We start from the raw sequence: 16,491 nt of genomic DNA on the forward strand, positions 1-16,491 counted from the left end.
GATCCCGCCAACGCTGCGCAAACGCTTCGAAGAAATCGAAAAAAGAAAGTTCTAGCACACCACAAAGGTAGGTTGGGGGCCGGGTACGGATACCTCTCCCAAAATATCTCTGCAGGAGGGAGGGCGTACGAAGGCCGAGAAATCCGTCGGAGCAAAAAACTTAGGGGCTGACGAAGGAAGCCCCTAAGTTTTATTGCGAAGCGGATTTCTCGGCCTGAGCAGCCCGACCGGGCAGAATTTTGAGAAGGGTCCCCGCCCCCAACCCCCGACCGGGCAGAAACACCAGCGCCGGCGGTATCACGGACTCTCCGGCTACAAAATTTCGCGGTATTCGATCGCCAGGACTTCCAGCTCGCGAACACCCTTCGGCGTACGCAAGGCCACCAAGTCCCCAACCTTGGCCTTGAGCAAAGCCCGAGTAAGCGGCGAGATCCAAGAAATCTTGCCCCGCCCGGGATCGGCCTCATCGATGCCGACGATCGAGTAAGTGTTGCGCTTCCCATCCTCGTCCTCGACGGTGACGGTGGCGCCGAAGAAGACCCGGTCCGAGACGACCTTCACCGGATCGACGACCTCGGCCGACTCCAGGCGCTTGGTCAGGAAGCGGATCCGGCGGTCGATCTCCCGCAATCGTCGCTTCCCGTAAAGGTAATCGGCATTCTCCGAACGGTCGCCGTTGCCGGCCGCCCAAGAGACGACCGCGGTGATCTCGGGACGTTGTTTGTGCAGGAGGTCGTGCAATTCGGCCTGAAGCCGGGCGGCTCCGGCCGGCGTCATGTAGTTCCTCTCGCCGCGGGGCACCGGATTGGGATCGATTTCCTCTTCGGAATCGTCGCCGCCCTCACCCGGCTCTTTGACAAAGGCCTTGCTCATGCTAAAGAAATGACTCGTTTTTCTCGGAGAAGCAAGACTTGAGCAAGCCCACCCCCCTCTCCCGGCCTTCGGCCACCCTCCCCCGCGAGGGGGGAGGGCTAATTCGTTGCGGCTGGGCCGGCCAAGATCCGGTTTACATCGCCTACCATGACACCGAATGGGGCGTGCCGGTCCGCGACGACCGCAAGCTCTTCGAATTCCTGATCTTGGAGGGCGCCCAAGCCGGCTTGAGCTGGATCACCATCCTCAAGCGGCGCGAGAACTACCGCCAAGCCTTCGCCGGCTTCGATCCGGAGAAGGTCGCCCGCTTCGGCAAGCGCGACATCGCCCGGCTGCTGAAGGACGAAGGCATCATCCGCAACCGGCTCAAGATCGAAAGTGCGGTCAAAAATGCCCAGGCCTTTCTCAAGGTCCAGGAGGAGTTCGGAAATTTTTCGGATTATCATTGGGGCTTCGTCGACGGAAAGCCCCTCGTGAACCGCTTCAAGTCGATGAAAGAGGTGCCGGCCAAGACCCCGCTCTCCGACGCCTTCAGCAAGGACCTGAAGCGCCGCGGCTTCAGCTTCGTCGGCTCGACAATCATCTATGCCCACATGCAGGCGGTGGGCATGGTCAACGATCATGTGCTTGCATGTTTTCGCCATCGCGAATTGAGCCGGTAGGGCCGGCCCTTGCGGTCGTCCCCGTCCACCCAGCGGCGCCCGTGCTCGAGGGCGGGCGCAAGGCCCGCCCCTACAACCCCTCCACCAATTGCTTCGCGCCGAGCATGATCGACTCGCCGTTGCGACTGTCCCGTGGCGCCAGCACCGGACGATGCGCCATCGCCGGCAAGACCATGGAGAAACGCGACCCCTTGTCGCGCTCGCTTTCGACCCAGATCAGTCCCTGGTGCATCTCGATGAATTGCTTGGTGAGGGCCAAGCCCAGGCCGGTGCCCTGGTAGCGCCGGGTGAAAGAGCTGTCGACCTGCTCGAAGACGTTGAAGATCGACTTCAAGTCCTTGGCATCCATGCCGATACCGCTGTCCTCGACGCAGAGGCTGAAATAACCTTTGGGGTTGGCCTGAAGTGCGCTGCCCTCGGGCAGGCCTTCCGGGATATTCGGGCTGTAACGGGCCCAAAGGCGGATCCGGCCCTCCTCGGGCGTGAACTTGATCGCGTTGGAAAGCAGGTTGAGCAGGATCTGCCTCACCTTCCGGGAATCGGCGTGGAGAATGGGCAAAGGGCTCTCGACCTTCAGCTCGAAGTGCTGGCGTTTCTTCTTGAGCAGGGGCGAAACGGTGGCCGCGACATCTTGCAGGAGGTCCTCGAGGCTGAAGTCCTCGAGGTTCAGCTCCATCTTGCCGGCCTCGACCTTGGCCAGGTCGAGGATGCTGTTGATCAGATGAAGGAGGTGCTCGCCGTTGTTGATGACCTCGCGGAGGCTGTCCTTCTGCTCGGCGTTGAGCTCGCCCATCACCTCCTCCATCAGCAGCTCGGAAAAGCCGATGATCGCGGTCAGCGGGGTCCGCAGCTCATGGCTCATGATGGCCAAAAACTCGCTCTTGATCCGGTTGGCCCGCTCCAGCTCGAAGTTCTTGTTCTTGATCTCCTCGAAGAGCTGGGCGCTTTCGATGGCCAGCGCGGCCTGGTTGGAGAAGTTTTCGAGCACCCCGATCCGCGACTCGTCGACGAACTCGTCCTTGGAGATGCCGATCAGGGCGCCGATGACCCGGCGCTCGGCGACCAGCGGCATGATGACGAATTTCTTGAAGCCCATCTCGGCCTGGACCGCGTCGGCCAGCTCCTTGGACCAGGCCGGACCGACGCCCTTGACCAATTCCGAGAGCTCCTGCCGGAAAACCACCCGGTTGCGCTTGATCGCGGTCAAGATGCTGTTGGGATTGCCCGGATAGAGCTTCATCTCGGCCAGCCGGAATCCGGTCCGGGCCTCGATCTGCTCGATCAGCGGATTGTGCTGGGGAATGAAGAAACCGATGGTCGGCTCGCGGCGGTCCGGCATCACCAGTAGGCAAACGTCATAGCCCAGGCCTTCGACCACCCCGGCCAAGACCTGCTGGATGACCTCTTCCGAGGACATCATCCGCCGAATGGTCGAGGAGATCCGGTTCAAGGCGATGAGCTGCTTGTTGCGCTGCTCCAGCGCCCTTTCTTTGAGACGCGAGAAAAAGTTGGAGATCTTCACCGCGTAAACCACGATCGGCAGGAAGATCAGCAGCAGTAGGTAGTTGGCGTACTTGAGGAAGCCCTCCCGGCCGAACCAGCCGGCGGCCTCGAAGTTGTATTCGAAGGGCCTGAGCCAGCCCAGCTCGAGGCTCAAGCCCAAGGTCCCGTAGAAAAGCAGCGCGAGGATGCCGGCGACGATCGCGACCTGATAGTTGTAAAACATGCCGGCGGCGACGCAGTACATCAGGTAGAGGGTGAAGTAATTGCTCTTGAGCCCGCCGGTCAGGTAGACGACCAAGGTCATGCTGAGCAGGTCGGCGGCCAGCTCGAGGACGAAGCTCGGCATCAGCCAGCGCTGCCGCAGGATGTTGCGGTAGCAGAGGCCGGTCAGGAGGAAGGCCAGCGAGATGACCAGGGGGATCCAGGGCGCGCTCCGCCAAAGTCCCTTGAAATAAAGCGAGCCGATGACCCAGAAGACGATGAAGATCCAGAGCCGCAGCTTGGCGGTGAAGACGTGCCGTCCCTTATAGTCCGGCAGCTTGATGTCCTCGAGAATGGCGGAAGCGCTGAGTTTCAGAGATTCTTCTCCAAGGCTTGACGCATCAACTCCAGCATCCGTTCTTTGTCGGCGAAGCCGCCGACCAGTTTCACGTCGGGAATCGGCCGGCCGGCGCTGTCCAAGAAAAGCACCGTCGGCCAGCCCACCACCTCGTAACGCTCGGTTGCCTTGCGGCACTGGTCATCGTCGGTGGTGCAATCGACCTTCACCATCACGAAGTTCTCGGCGAAGGCCTTGACCTCGGGCGCCGAGAAAGTCCGCTGGTCCAGCTCCTGGCAGGGCGGGCACCAATCGGCGTAAAAATCGACCAGCAGAGGTTTACGGGACTCTTTGGCCAGGCTCAACCCTTTTTCGAGCTGATGCACCCATTGACCCTCGGCCGGCTTGGCGAAGAGCGGCTTGGCGAAGACATAGCCATAATAGAGTGCTGGCGCGAGCAAGAGCACGGCCATGGTCTTTTTGAGGACCTGAGTCCAGCGCCCGCCCCGGAGGAAGGAGCCAAAACGGCCGTAAAGCGTGCCCAAGAGCAGGAAGAGGAGGCCCATTCCAACGCCATAGCTCAGCAAAAGCAGGAATCCGTAGAGCCGGTCTTGGCCCCGGGCCGCGATGAGCAGCAAGGGTCCGATCAGGGGGCCGACGCAGGGCGAGGCGATCAGCCCGACGGTCAGGCCGGCGACGAAGGTCCCGCCCAAACCCTCTCCCCCGCTTTGGCTGAGGCGATGATGCCAGCGCTGGGGCAAGCGAAAGGGAATCAAGTCGAAGAGGGCCAAGGAGAAAATCAGGAAGAACAACGCGGTGAGCAGAAGGAACCAACGGCTCTGAAAGAGAAAACCCAGCTTGAGCCCCAGCGAGGCCGCCAAAAAGCCCAAGACCGAGTACATCGCGACCATGCCCCCGACCAGGGCCAGAGCCTTGAGAAAATTGCCGCGCTTCTGCCGCCGCACGCCGACGAAAGCGAGGGTGAGCGGAACGATCGGCAAGACGCAGGGGGTGAAGGAAGTCAGAATCCCGCCGAAGACCGCCAAGCCCAAGAGATAGATCTTGCCCTGCTCCAAAAGCCGCTCGGGGTTCGACTCCTTCAACAGCTCCCAAAGCGAAGGCTGGGGCGGCCCGGCCGCCGGATGGGCTTGAATGCCGCCGGGAGCCGGCGCGGCCTTGGCCGGGACGATCTCGCCCGCCTTCGGCAAGATTTCGACCGGCCAGAGGATCGTGCGCTTGATCGGGCGGTAGCAGAATTCCTCGGAACAGCCTTGGTAGCGGAGCGTCGCTTCCAAAGTGCGGCGCCCCGGCTTGGCGTCGGCCGGGACCTTCAAGACCAGCTTCTGCTCGAAGTCATGGAAATAGACCGGCACCGTTTTCTTCAAGAAGGGATCGAGATGCGGCTCGGCGGCGGGCCGAGTGCTCTGAATCAAGCTCAAACCATCGGTCTTGTCGAAAAGGACCGAGGTCTTCTCGTCGTATAAATAAAAGCCCTTCGGAACCTTGAAACCGAGGTCCAAGGTCAGGCTGTCGCCGGGCCGGACCCTTCGGACTTGGTCTTGGAAATCGACCCGGAAAGGATCGTGCTCCTGGCCTTGGAGCGGTGCGGCAAAAAAAAGAAGGAAGATCGGGAGGATCGTTTTAAGCCAGGATTTCATCTCAATTCATACGCTGAAAATGGGATTTAGACGCAACAGTCATCCTGAGCGAAGCGAAGGATCTGCGACTGGCCAAGGCGCTTTGAAAAGACCAATCCCCTTCGGTCATCCTAAGGGGATTCCGGAGAAACGAAGGGACTCTTGAGTCCCACAGTTTCTTGGCGGGTCGAAGATCCTTCGCTTCGCTCAGGATGACCCCCTCGCGCAGAATGACAATGCGCTAGGGCCGCCGCTTTTCCCTATGTTACCCTATCCTTAAATCAAGGCGGAAAGGCTTGGGTATGAAAAAATTGACCGCGGAATGGGATAATCCCCTTTTCATGCAAGTGCAGGCCCAATTCGAGGAAGCCGCGGCCAAGCTCTCGCTGGACACCAATATCCTCTACCGCCTGCGGGTTCCGGACAAGGCCCTGATCGTCAGCGTCCCCTTCCGCAATGACGACGGCTCGATTCGAGTGGTCCCGGGCTACCGAGTCCAGCACAACGACACCTTGGGCCCCTACAAGGGCGGAATCCGCTACCATCCGCTGGTCAATTTGGGCGAAGTCGCCGCCCTGGCCATGCTGATGACCTGGAAATGCGCCCTGGTGAGCCTTCCGCTGGGCGGCGCCAAGGGCGGCGTCTGCATCGATCCGACCCAGCTCTCCCGCGGCGAGCTCCAGCGGATGACCCGCCGTTATACCTCCGAGATCGTCAACTTCATCGGCCCCGACGTCGATGTGCCGGCGCCGGACATGGGCACCAACGAGCAAATCATGGCTTGGGTGATGGACACTTACAGCCAGCTCAAGGGCTATGCCATCCCCGAGATCGTCACCGGCAAGCCGGTGATCATCGGCGGCTCGCTCGGCCGCCGCGAGGCCACCGGCCGCGGCGTGGTTTACTGCGTGATCGAGGCCGCCAAGCAGCTTGGGGTAAAGCTCGACCGCGGGATGCGGGCGGCGGTCCAAGGCTTCGGCAACGTCGGCTCGGCGGCGGTCAAGATGTTGGAGGAGATCGGCGTCAAGGTCGTCGCGGTCAGCGACGTCAAGGGCGGGGTCTACAACCCCAATGGCCTTTCCTATCAAGCCCTCACCGACTGGATCACCCAGCACCGGGCGCTCGAGGGATTCCCCGAGGGGGAAGCGATCGACAACGTCGAGCTGGCCTGCATCGATGCCGAGATCCTGATCCCGGCGGCGACCGAAGGCACCATCACGCCCGACATCGCCCGCCGGCTCCAATGTCGCATCCTGGCCGAGGGAGCCAACGGACCCACCACCCTCGAGGCCGACAGAATTCTCCAAGATCGCGATGAGATCTTCGTGATCCCCGACGTCCTCGCCAACGCCGGCGGCGTGGTGGTTTCCTATTTCGAGTGGGTCCAGGACCTGCAAAATTTTTTCTGGCATGAGAAAGAGATCGACCACAAGCTGCAAAACATCATGAGCTCGGCCTTCCGATCGGTCGCCGCCTTCGCCAAGGAGCACCAGGTCAGCATGCGCCAGGCCGCCCTGATGTCGGGCATCAAGAAGGTCAGCCAAGCGATGCTCACCCGGGGCTTTTACCCGTAAAGAGGTCATCCCCACACGCTTTCTATTTGACGCCCTACCGGGGGTCTCGGCTAGGCTGGAGCCGTGGCAAAGACCCCAAGCAAACGCAGCCCCAGGATCGCACCCGGCATGAGAGCCTTGAACAAGAGCATGTTGAAGAACACCTCCTCCTTGGCTCGCAGCATCCGAGCCAACGCCTGCTTCGTCTATATCGATGCTTTGGGCGAGGAGGAGCTCGACCTCGAGCTCCCCAAGGAATGCGACTTGATCGTGGTCACCAAGAAACGCTCGGCCAAGGATGAAGAGTTCAGCGAGAAATACCCGAAGCACATCGTCGTGCCCAAGATCAAGCTCGGCCGCATCGGCCTGGTCAAGCTGGCCATGGCCTACGCCATCTCGACCCACTTGGTCGAGGACGGCGCCAAGGTGGTCTTCCTCACCGGAACCTCCCAGCTCATGACCCTCGACACCCTGACCGTCTTCGAGATCGGCAAGGAGAGCGAGGTCATCACCACCAAGAACATCGTCGGCATTTCCGAGTCGGTCCAGCCCGAGGTTTTCGAGGCGGCCCTCAACATGGCGATCGAATTGGCCAGCAAGGGCCGGGAAGGCAAGCCGGTGGGAACCATCTTCGTCCTGGGCGACGACGAGCGGGTTATGCAGCTCAGCAAGCAGATGATCATCAACCCCTTCAAGGGCTACGAGGAAGACGAGCGCAACATCCTCAACCCGGCGCTGAAGGAGACGATCCGCGAATTCGCGGCCCTCGACGGGGCCTTCGTCGTCTCTTCCGACGGCACCGTCATCACCGCCGGCCGCTATCTCGGCGCCACCGCCGACTCGGCCGAAATCGAGCGCGGCTTGGGCAGCCGCCACCTCGCCGCCGCCGGCATCACCTCGCTCACCAACGCCGTCGCCATCGTGATCAGCGAGTCGACCGGCGACGTCCGGATCTTCAAGAACGGCAGCCTGCTGATGGAAATCGAAAAAACCTAGATCGTGGTCGTCGGACCGGAGCCGTGGCTGGCCTGGGGCGGAACCCCGTTCTTCTGCATCAGCTCCCGCAGCTGCCGGATGACTTTGTCATGAGGCTGGTGTCGCAGCTTCCGCAGGACCTTTTCGGGCCGGCAAATCCGGTCGAAGACGTGGACCCGCTTGCCGTCTTTCTCGAAGACTTCGACGCGGCTCTCGCAGGTCATCCCCTTTTGGAGGTCGGGGTTGACCGTGCGCTCACGGTCTCGCCAGCATTTGATTTCGGGCAGGGATTTCTGCTCCAAATCGATTTCGATGACACATCGGGATAGGATCACAGGATCAGGCATAGTGCCTCCTTTTCCCCCTGACATTGCAGGCCGCGTACCAAGGCAAGCTCTTGATTTCATTCAGGCGGCCATTGTCCAATCAGTAGGAATCGGCTCAGGCTGGGACAGCGCTCCCCTGGTGGGGCTTCCTTGACAAGCGGCCGGCTCGCGGCTAAAAAGCTCGCCATCATCACCGCAGCGCAAAGGATTTTGCATGAGCGTCAAAAAGAACGAAGAGAGACTTTACGATATCCGAACCCTCGACAACTATTTGAGCCGCGGGCTCATCAAGCCGACCGAATACGATAAGTATTTGAAGAGTCTGCCCGATGAAGCGGACAATTACGAGCTCGTCCAAATCGATGACGAAGCCGAGGACCAGGACCAAGAATAGCCGATGATTTCCCCCTTTGAAAAAGGGGGATTAAGGGGGATTTAAGGCGGTCGTTAGAAGAAAGAAGCCAGGAAATCGAAGCCCTTTGCTTTGCGAGGGTTTTTAAATCCCCCCAGCCCCCCCTTTTTCAAAGGGGGGTTTAAGAGCCCCAGCCCCGAGCGGGGTTTTTCTTTTTAGAGATATTTGCCGGGATTGACGGCGCTGCCGTCGACTCGGATCTCATAATGGACATGGGGGCCGGTGCTGTGGCCCGACATGCCGATGGCCGAGATGTTCTGGCCGCGGCGCACGGTGTCGCCTTCCTTGACGAAGATTTCCGAGTTGTGGGCGAAAAGCGTGGTGAGGTTGCCGCCATGCTCCAGGATGATGGTCAGCCCGTAGCCGCCTTTGCGGCCGACGAAGGCGACTCGGCCATCGGCCGGGGCGACGATCGGGGATCCATAGGGGGCGGCGATATCGACGCCCAGGTGCATCCGGCCGCGGCGGCGGGAAATCCGGCGCCAACCAAAATCGCTGGTAACCACTCCATTGCAAGGCATGATGTCGGGGAGGTCGGCGCCCAGGCTAGGGCTAAGATCGTTGGCATCTTCCAAGAAAAAATCCGGGGCTGAGGAAAGGTCGAACTCAACCACACCGCCCTCTTCATCCGACGCGGGGATGTTGGCGAAGGCCGGGACTTGCGCCAGGACCAAAAGGGCGACAATTAAGCCGCTGAAATACTTACTCATTTTTGACCTCACCAGTGTCGGGGTCTCGGGGCCGTGGCTTTGGCCGCTGTAGAGACCCCCTAGATAGCTGCCGGTGTCACTCTTTGAATGGTTTCCGCCGGGAGGCGCCTAGGCCTCTTCAAGGAGCTTGGGACAGCGTGGTTACGGTTTTTGTCTTTTTTGGCTAAAAATTTCTTTATGACCCCGCCCCACTAAACAGCAGCGGGTTTCAGGTCTGCCTTTGGGGTAACAAAGGCCTTTCAAGGAGTCAAGAAATTTCAACTACTTGAAAGGTAAAGCGAATTAACGCATCGTTCCATTCGTTTAAAATTTTCAGCTTGGAGAAATGATCGGATTTTTGTGCAAAGGGTTGCGGGCTATTTCCAGGGTCCCAGCGGCCGGTCATCCTCGTCGTAGATGTGGCCCACGATGCTCTCCATGAGGTTTTCCAGGGTCAGGAAGCCCAGGGGCCGGCCGTCCTCGCTTTCGACGATGGCCATGTGGCTGTGCTTCTCCTGCATCCTTTTGAGCAGCCCCAGCAGGGAATCGGAGGCTTGGACCCGGAGGATGGGCCGTAGCAGTAGCATCCAATCGGTCCCCCCCTGACTGGCAAAGGCGATCAGCTCCTTGGTGTGGACCAGGCCCTGAACCCGATCCTGACGGCAAACCGGCAGCCGGGTATGGCCGGTATCGATGGCGATGCCGATCACCTCTTCCAGGCTCTGACTCCGTTCGACCGAGATCGCCTGGGACCAGGGGATGAAGACTTCGCCCACCGACCGGCCTTCGAATTCAGCCAAGTTGATCAGCAGCCGCTCATGGTGGGAATCGATTTCCTCGGCGCCCTCGACCTGAGCCGTATCCTGGGAGATCCGCCCGTGAGAGAAAACCCGGCTGAGGCCGGAAACAATCCGCCGAGTCGTGCCGGCGAATAAGGCGATCAGTGGGGAGAAGGCCCGGTCCAAGAGCCAAAGCAGGCCGGAAACGGCAATGGCAATCCGATAGGGCCGGCGTAGGGCCAAGGCCTTGGGCACCAGCTCTCCAAAGAGCACGGTCAAGGCCGTCAAAGGGATGACGACCAAGGCGATGCCGACCAGCTCCGCCGTCGTCTCGCCCCAGCCCCAGCGTTGACGCATCCAGGGGACGGCGCTTTCCTCGATGCCGGCGCCGCTGACGGCGCCGGAGACGAAGCCGACCATCGTGATGCCGAGCTGGATCACCGAAAGGGTCCGTTCCGGAGCCTGGCGAAGCCGGCCGAGGCGGCGGACCCGGCGGGGAAATTTGGATTCGAGCTGGCGGAGGACCTTGCGGTTGACGGAGACGAAGGCGATCTCGCTGGCCGAGAGCAGCGCATTGAGCAGCAAGCAGATCCAAACGATCGCGATTTGAAGCATCCAGCGCTATCCTTTAACCACGCCCAAAGGCCTCAATCTTAGCACTTTGCGGCTCAATCCCGCCCCCTCCACCGCGGCAACCACGTCGGCGACGTCTTTATAGGCCCAGGGAACTTCCTCGTGGATCGTGGCCCGGGAAGCCCCCATGACGAAGATCCCCTGGTCCCTCAGCTCCCGCTCGACGTTGCGGCCATGAACGCTCTTCTTGGCTTGATTGCGGCTCATCAGCCGGCCGGCCCCATGACAAGTCGAGCCGAAGGTCCTTTCCAGGGCCTTCTCGGTGCCGATCAAAACGTAGGAATAGCGGCCCATGTCGCCGGGAATGAGGACCGGCTGCCCCAGCTCGCGGTAGGCGGCGGGCAAGGCCGGGTGACGCGCCGGAAAGGAGCGGGTCGCTCCCTTGCGGTGGACCAGCACCCGGCGCGAAACGCCGCCGGTCCGATGCTCCTCGAACTTGGCGATGTTGTGGCAAACGTCATAAACCACCCCCATCGCCAGCGAGGCCGAGGAGGCGTCGAGGGCGGCCTCGAAGGCCCGGCGCGCGAAATGGGTGATCATCTGTCGATTGGCGAAGGCGAAGTTGGCGGCGGCGGCCATGGCGCCGAGGTAGCTCCGGCCCTCCTCCGATTCGATCGGCGCGCAGCAGAGCTGGGGATCGGGCAAATCGATCCCGTACTTCTGGGCCGCTTCGATCATCGTTTCGAGATAGTCGCTGCAGACCTGATGGCCCAAGCCCCGCGAGCCGGTGTGAATGATCAGAGTGACTCGATCCTTGGAGAGGCCGATCGCGTCGGCGATTCGAGGCTCGTAGACCTCGTCGACGTAACCCAGCTCGACGAAGTGATTGCCCGAGCCCAGGGTGCCGAGCTGGTTCATGCCCCGCTCCCGGGCCCGCCCGCTGACCCCTTCCGGATCGGCTTGGGGCAGGCGCCCGCCTTCTTCGATGTAGCTCAGGTCCTCGCCCTCGCCCTGGCCCCGCTCCACCGCCCAGCGGGCGCCGTCGCGCAGGATCCCCGCGTAGTCTTCCTTGGAAAAGCCGTGACCCAAGCGATGCGAGCCGACGCCGGCCGGGATGAAAGAAAAGAGAGCCGAGGTCAAACGGTGGACTTTGTCGGCGATCTCGGATCGATCGAGGCCGGTCTTGAGCAGGCGAACGCCGCAGTTGATGTCGTAACCGACGCCGCCCGGCGAGACGATGCCGCGCTCGGCATCGAAGCCGGCCACCCCGCCGATCGGAAAGCCGTAGCCCCAGTGGATGTCGGGCATGGCGAAAGAAGACCCGACGATGCCGGGCAAGGTCGCGACGTTGCGGACCTGATCGAGACTGGGATCGCCGCCCAGGCCGCGCATCATCGCCGGCGAGGCGAAGACCACGCCGTCGGCCCGCATTGCCCCCCGCTTGGGCAGTCGGTACTCAAAGTCGTTCACTTTTTCGATATCGGCGGATAAGCTCACGGAGCCATTTTACACGTCGAAGATGAGGCGGGCGGTCTTTTTTCCTCCGCGCTCCCCGATCTTGAGACCGTGGTAAGTGACGGCCTTAATTTCGGTTTTGAAACCATGGCGCTCGCGGTCCAGCGGCTCGCCGGCCGCCCTGCAGCTCAGGCTCCGGGGCGAGAGCCGTTCGATCTTGAAATCACCGAAGACCAGCCCCTCGGCGTCCATCCGGAAGAGGATTTCCTGGAGCTGGCCGACCAATAGGCCCTCCTCGGTGCCGGCCTCCACCGTCCAATGGAGGGTCCGGTTTCCCCGGACAAGGTCGGCCTCAACCAGGGTGTCGGTAAGGGCCAGGGAAGCCCGGCGGACCAGCTCCTCGAAATCGGGGGCCTCGATCTCAACCCCCAGGTCGCCGGTATGGTCGATGGGACGATAGAGCTTTTCCATGGGTCATTCTCCACGCTTAAACTACCTTGACTCACCGCGTTCGTCGTCTAAAATTAAGATATTAGGGGGTTTTTGGGTAAGGGCATGAGGAAGGGTCTTTAAAATGACGAGGTTGCTATGAAGGGCAAAGGTCGTCTCAGGGTTCAGGAGCGGAATGGCCAAGACTCGCACGATGCCTATTGGAACAAGGCCCATCCCAAAGACCTAGCCCACTGCCGCCAGTGCCGGGCGATTTATCACAACAAGCATTGGTTCTTCGATGAAGAGAAGCTCCAGGCGCTGACCAAGGCCAAGCAAAGCGAGGCCGTCCTCTGTCCGGCCTGTGAAAAGATCCGCGATCACTTCGCTTCCGGCTTCGTCCAACTCAGCGGAAGCTTCCTCGCCCACCACCGCCAAGAAATTCTCAACCTGCTGCGCAACGAAGAGAAAAGGGCCATGGGTCTCAATCCCCTGGAGCGGATCATCGAGATCGAGGGCAACGGTCACGGTCTTCTGGTCAGCACCACCCACGAGAAGCTGGCTCAGCGTTTGGGCAAGAGCCTTAAGCGGGCCTTCCGCGGCGAGGTCGAATACCAATGGTCGCGTGGGGAAAAGATGGCTCGGGTAAGTTGGAGCCGGGATTAAAATGGGTCTTAAAGGGTTGCAACGCTACATCCGCCGCATCGGCCGCCAGACCGAGAGCACGGTGAACTACTTCCGCCTCGCCTTCGAGGGGAACAAAGTCGAGCGGCTGACCAATTTCGAGTCGGTGCGCAACCCGGTCCTCCTGCTCCACGGCTACGGCGGCACCCGCCGGGTCCTCCATCTGCTGGAGAAGCGGCTGCGCCGCGACGACTTCAGCGTCTTCAGCCTCAACTTGGGCGGCATCTTCGACACTTTCAACACCAAGCCCATTCCGGTCTTGGCCAAGCACGTCTCCGACAAGATCGAAAAGCTCTACAAACGCTACTCGATCCAGGACCGCCTCACCGTGATCGGCCACAGCAAGGGTGGATTGATCGGCCGCTGTTACGTCCAGAACTTTGAAGGCCATCGCCGGGTCAAGCAGCTCATCACCCTGGGCACGCCCCACAACGGCAATCCCTGGGCCATGCTCGGCCTGCTCACTCCGCTGGCCTTCCTCACCGAGAGCATCCGCCAGATGACGCCGATGTCGCCCTTCATCCGGCGGATCAACCGCGAGGCCTGGCCCAAGGGCGTCAAGCTGGTCTCGGTCTTCTCCAAGGGCGACAACGTCTGCCCCCATCCCAGCCCGGTCTTGCCGGAGAGTCCCGACGTCAAGAACATCGAGCTCAGCGACGTCGGCCACGTCGAATTTTTGATGAAGAAGCGGGTCTATTGGATCATTCGGCGGGAGCTTCTCGCTCAAACAATTTCTCCAGCGCGGACACTACTTCCGCGCAAAAAACAAAAATCACGCTCCAGTAATAAATCCAAAGCACAAGTATGACCAGGATGGTCAGAGAGCCGTAGACGAAGCTGTAGCGCTCGATGGCCCAGACCATGTACCAGCGGAACAGCACCCGGGCGACCAGGGTCAGGACGCCGAACAACAGCCCGCCCAGGAGAATCTCTTTGGAGTGCATGTCGCGGTTGGGCACCACCCGGACCAGCAGGAAGAAGATCACCACGTGGGCGATGAAGTAGGCGACGTCGCCGCGGAACCAGGCGAAAAGCTCGCCGGGCACGCCGAAACGCTCCGGCAGCAGAGTGGTGAGCAGGTTGACCTGGCTCGGGACGAAGAAGAGCAAGGCGGTGAAAAAGATCAAGCCGATCGAGAGGGCCCGGCTGTGCCAGAAGTTGCGCTTCTTGCCGCTCTTCAGGACCTTGTCGAGGAGATGCTCGATGTTGGTGAAGAGAAAGGAAGCGACGAAAAAGAGGAAGGCGATCCCGATCCAGCCGCTGGTCAGCTTCTTGTCGACCAGGCTGCGCAGCAAGGTCATGAAATCGGGCCCGGCGCTGGGGATGGTCATCTCGACCCAGGCGCTGATCTGCTGGAAGAAGGATTCGGACTGGCCGATCAGGTGGCCGACCACCGAGATGACGATCAGGATCAGCGGCGTCGCGCAGAGGATGGTGAAGAAGGCCAGGCTGGCCGAAAGGTTGAAGCCGTCGTCGACGCCGAACTCATGGAACGCGATGCGGAAGACTCGGTAGATGTTTCGGGCGGATTGGCTAATTCGTTCCAAGGGCCTCGGGTCTCTTTCGTAGCGAGGGGCTTTAGCCCCGTCCTGGCGCACCAGCGCCATTGTGATTTGCGACGTTGACGGCGCTGCGCGCCGTTGGCGGGGCTGAAGCCCCTGGCTACTTCTTTCGCAATAGCCAGCGGATCGGCGCGCCTTCGAAATCGAAATGCTCGCGGAAAGTCCTCTCTAGATATCGTAAATAGGATTCTTTCACAAGTTTTGGCCGATTGGAGAAAAGGACGAAGGTCGGCGGCGACCAGCCCGACTGGGTGGCATAGTAGATCTGGACGTTTTGCCCGCCCTCGGTCGGGACCGGATGGGAACGGAGGGCCTTCTGAAAGACCCGGTTGAGCTCGCCGGTGCCGACCCGGCGCTGGAAGTTCTCAATGGTCCGGTCGATCAGCTCGAAGAGGTTCTTCATCCCCCGGCGGAGCTTGGCCGAGATCGCGATGGCCGGAACATAGCTCAGCCGCTTGTACTTGGAGAAGATCGCCTCTTTGTAATCCTTGATCTTGGTGCCGGCCGGAACCAAGTCCCATTTGTTGAGGACCAAGATCACCGCCCTTCCCCGCTCCTCGGCATAGGTCAGGACCTTGGCGTCCTGGGCGGTGAGGCCGAGCGCGGCGTCGATCACGACCAGCACCAAGTGCGACTTCTCGGCGGTCTTCAGGGCCTTGAGGACCGAGACCTTCTCGAGCTTGCCCTCGGCCTGGGACTTGCGGCGGATGCCGGCGGTGTCGATGATTTCCAGGGTCCGGGTTCCGCGGTTCAAACGGATGTTGAGCGGGTCCCGGGTGGTCCCGGCTTGGTGGTGGACCACCGCCCGCTCCTCGCCCATCAGGGCGTTGAGCAGCGTCGATTTGCCGACGTTGGGCCGGCCTAAGATGGCCAGCTTGAGGTCGGTGCTGGTCTCTTCGCTCGGCGCCGTCTCCGGCAGCGCTTCGACCAAGGCGTCGAGCATGTCGCTGACGCCGCGGCTGGTCTCGGCCGAGACGCCGACGGTCTTGTCGAAGCCGAGGCGATAGAACTCGGCGACCTTGCTCTCCTGCTCGGCGGAGTCGATCTTATTGACCGCCAGGATGACCGGCTTCTTCTGCTTGCGCAGGAGCTTGGCCAAGGACTCCTCGGCCGGGGTCAGGCCGAAGCGGCCGTCGACCGCGAAGACCACGACGTCGGCCTCTTCCACCGCCAAGAGAGCCTGCTCGCGGACGTTCTTCTCCAGACTGTCGCCGCCGGCTTCGGGAACGAAGCCGCCGGTGTCGATGACCCGGAATTTCCGGCGACCCCAATCGCTGACGCCGTACTGGCGGTCGCGGGTGACGCCGGGAATGTCGTCGACGATGGCTTGGCGCCGCCCGATCAGGCGGTTGAAGAGCGTCGACTTGCCGACGTTGGGCCGGCCGACGATGGCGATCTTGGGTAGTTCCTGGCTCATAAAGAAAAAAACCGCATACTAACGATGCGGTTTATCCCCTCCCCCGTCTTTTGGGGGTTGAAGGGGGAGAAGCTTCGCCCCCTGGGCTTTAGCCGATACGGGCTTTGCCCGTGTCGGCGAATAATGGCGGTGCAGGGATTCGAACCCCGGACACGACGGATATGAACCGTCTGCTCTAACCAACTGAGCTACACCGCCGAATGTCATTCCGAGCGAAGCGAGGAATCCCATACCTCGTTGGTGGGTATGGGATCCCTCGCTGGCGCTCGGGATGACAGGCCTTGCCTGTCAATTTAAATCATAGACCAGCAGGACCGAGTCCTTCTTCTTCCCCACCCCTTCGAAGAAGCCCTGGTCGCGCATCCGAACCGCCACCAAGAGCTTATTGCCGGCGGAGCCGGAGGTCACTAAATAATCCAAGATG

At 61.1% G+C, this 16,491-nt stretch carries 16 protein-coding genes and 1 tRNA gene; 6 read left to right on the forward strand and 11 right to left on the reverse strand.

All coding sequences use genetic code 11. The features are described from left to right. Nucleotides 1-312: 312 nt before the first annotated feature. On the reverse strand, nt 313-873 hold the full coding sequence (greB, locus tag VJR29_13985; protein HKY64513.1) for a transcription elongation factor GreB: 561 nt from the start codon (nt 871-873) through the stop codon (nt 313-315). A 101-nt stretch (nt 874-974) separates the two neighbouring features. Between greB and VJR29_13990 the strand changes: the two genes are divergently transcribed. Then, nucleotides 975-1,535, forward strand: coding sequence for a DNA-3-methyladenine glycosylase I (locus VJR29_13990; protein ID HKY64514.1), 561 nt, complete (start codon nt 975-977; stop codon nt 1,533-1,535). A 70-nt stretch (nt 1,536-1,605) separates the two neighbouring features. Here the strand turns inward: VJR29_13990 and VJR29_13995 are convergent, their stop codons facing one another. Then, nucleotides 1,606-3,384, reverse strand: coding sequence for a GAF domain-containing sensor histidine kinase (locus VJR29_13995; protein ID HKY64515.1), 1,779 nt, complete (start codon nt 3,382-3,384; stop codon nt 1,606-1,608). Between the two features lie 227 nt (nt 3,385-3,611). Continuing rightward, nucleotides 3,612-5,234: a cytochrome c biogenesis protein CcdA gene (locus VJR29_14000; protein HKY64516.1), complete on the reverse strand. Its 1,623-nt coding sequence runs from the start codon at nt 5,232-5,234 to the stop codon at nt 3,612-3,614. A 281-nt stretch (nt 5,235-5,515) separates the two neighbouring features. On the opposite strand from VJR29_14000, the gene VJR29_14005 reads away from it, so the two are divergent. Together VJR29_14005 and VJR29_14010 are read left to right on the forward strand one after the other, a co-directional pair. After that, a complete protein-coding gene (locus VJR29_14005) occupies nt 5,516-6,787 on the forward strand; it encodes a Glu/Leu/Phe/Val dehydrogenase (protein ID HKY64517.1) in 1,272 nt (423 codons plus the stop codon). A gap of 108 nt (nt 6,788-6,895) precedes the next feature. Beyond that, nucleotides 6,896-7,762 (forward strand): diadenylate cyclase, encoded by an 867-nt coding sequence (locus tag VJR29_14010; GenBank protein HKY64518.1) that lies wholly within the window; start codon nt 6,896-6,898, stop codon nt 7,760-7,762. On the opposite strand, the gene VJR29_14015 is transcribed toward VJR29_14010, so the two are convergent. Further along, on the reverse strand, nt 7,759-8,088 hold the full coding sequence (locus tag VJR29_14015; protein ID HKY64519.1) for a hypothetical protein: 330 nt from the start codon (nt 8,086-8,088) through the stop codon (nt 7,759-7,761). The two genes, VJR29_14010 and VJR29_14015, sit on opposite strands and share 4 nt — an antisense overlap. 193 nt (nt 8,089-8,281) lie before the next feature. Here VJR29_14015 and VJR29_14020 point away from each other — a divergent pair, with 193 nt between their 5' ends. Then, nucleotides 8,282-8,461: a hypothetical protein gene (locus tag VJR29_14020; GenBank protein ID HKY64520.1), complete on the forward strand. Its 180-nt coding sequence runs from the start codon at nt 8,282-8,284 to the stop codon at nt 8,459-8,461. 173 nt (nt 8,462-8,634) lie between these two features. Here VJR29_14020 and VJR29_14025 read toward each other — a convergent pair whose 3' ends face one another. The 4 genes from VJR29_14025 to VJR29_14040 form a co-directional block, all read right to left on the reverse strand. Beyond that, nucleotides 8,635-9,189 (reverse strand): M23 family metallopeptidase, encoded by a 555-nt coding sequence (locus tag VJR29_14025; protein ID HKY64521.1) that lies wholly within the window; start codon nt 9,187-9,189, stop codon nt 8,635-8,637. A 356-nt stretch (nt 9,190-9,545) separates the two neighbouring features. After that, nucleotides 9,546-10,562 carry a CNNM domain-containing protein gene (locus VJR29_14030; GenBank protein HKY64522.1) on the reverse strand — a complete coding sequence of 339 codons (1,017 nt, stop codon included), beginning with the start codon at nt 10,560-10,562 and terminating at the stop codon, nt 9,546-9,548. Nucleotides 10,563-10,568: 6 nt separating this feature from the next. After that, nucleotides 10,569-12,017: an RtcB family protein gene (locus VJR29_14035; GenBank protein HKY64523.1), complete on the reverse strand. Its 1,449-nt coding sequence runs from the start codon at nt 12,015-12,017 to the stop codon at nt 10,569-10,571. 9 nt (nt 12,018-12,026) lie between these two features. Then, nucleotides 12,027-12,446: an archease gene (locus tag VJR29_14040; protein ID HKY64524.1), complete on the reverse strand. Its 420-nt coding sequence runs from the start codon at nt 12,444-12,446 to the stop codon at nt 12,027-12,029. Nucleotides 12,447-12,563: 117 nt separating this feature from the next. Here VJR29_14040 and VJR29_14045 point away from each other — a divergent pair, with 117 nt between their 5' ends. Both VJR29_14045 and VJR29_14050 read left to right on the forward strand, forming a co-directional pair. After that, nucleotides 12,564-13,070: a BCAM0308 family protein gene (locus VJR29_14045; GenBank protein HKY64525.1), complete on the forward strand. Its 507-nt coding sequence runs from the start codon at nt 12,564-12,566 to the stop codon at nt 13,068-13,070. Between the two features lies 1 nt (nt 13,071). Beyond that, nucleotides 13,072-13,896: an alpha/beta fold hydrolase gene (locus VJR29_14050; protein ID HKY64526.1), complete on the forward strand. Its 825-nt coding sequence runs from the start codon at nt 13,072-13,074 to the stop codon at nt 13,894-13,896. Here the strand turns inward: VJR29_14050 and VJR29_14055 are convergent. The 3 genes from VJR29_14055 to VJR29_14065 all read right to left on the reverse strand — a co-directional run bounded on the left by VJR29_14055 (nt 13,790) and on the right by VJR29_14065 (nt 16,265). Continuing rightward, nucleotides 13,790-14,635, reverse strand: coding sequence for a YihY/virulence factor BrkB family protein (locus VJR29_14055; protein HKY64527.1), 846 nt, complete (start codon nt 14,633-14,635; stop codon nt 13,790-13,792). The two genes, VJR29_14050 and VJR29_14055, sit on opposite strands and share 107 nt — an antisense overlap. Nucleotides 14,636-14,750: 115 nt before the next feature. Next, on the reverse strand, nt 14,751-16,067 hold the full coding sequence (der, locus tag VJR29_14060; protein HKY64528.1) for a ribosome biogenesis GTPase Der: 1,317 nt from the start codon (nt 16,065-16,067) through the stop codon (nt 14,751-14,753). 124 nt (nt 16,068-16,191) lie between these two features. After that, nucleotides 16,192-16,265 (reverse strand) — tRNA-Met (locus VJR29_14065). Between the last annotated feature and the right edge of the window lie 226 nt (nt 16,266-16,491).

The organism is bacterium (assembly GCA_035281585.1).
In the GTDB taxonomy this organism is placed as follows: Bacteria; UBA10199; UBA10199; order DSSB01; family DSSB01; genus DATEDP01.